Annotated in this window: 1 protein-coding gene; it reads left to right on the forward strand. The window is 56.4% G+C overall.

The features are described 5' to 3' along the window. On the forward strand, nt 1-450 hold a 450-nt coding region (locus tag KP705_RS17685), incomplete at both ends, for a Tn3 family transposase (RefSeq protein WP_215765227.1).

Below are 450 nucleotides of genomic sequence, written 5' to 3' on the forward strand. Positions count from 1 at the left end.
GCATATCAGCGAGGCCGGATACGCCGAAGCCCTTGGCCGTATGGTTGCAGCCCATCGTGGGCTGCCCCTGGCGTCACTCTGGGGAGACGGCACATCGTCCTCAAGTGATGGTCAATTGTTTCATGCAGGTGGCAGAGGCGCTGCGATCAGCGATATCAATGCGCGCAATGGCAGTGAACCGGGCGTCAGTTTCTACACCCACATCTCCGATCAGTATGATCCGTTTTCGACCCGGGTGATTGCGGCGACGGCCGGTGAAGCACCCTATGTTCTGGATGGGCTGCTGTATCATGCCAACGGGCTTTCCATTGAAGAGCATTATACCGACACGGGTGGGGCATCGGATCATGTTTTCGGGCTGATGCCCTTCTTTGGTTATCGATTTGCGCCCAGGATACGGGATCTGAAAGAGCGGAAACTTCACCTGTTTCCAGATCAAAGCCCCGGTGA

The sequence above is a fragment of the Gluconobacter sp. P1D12_c genome, assembly GCF_018812105.1.
GTDB classification, from domain to species: Bacteria; Pseudomonadota; Alphaproteobacteria; order Acetobacterales; family Acetobacteraceae; genus Gluconobacter; species Gluconobacter oxydans_A.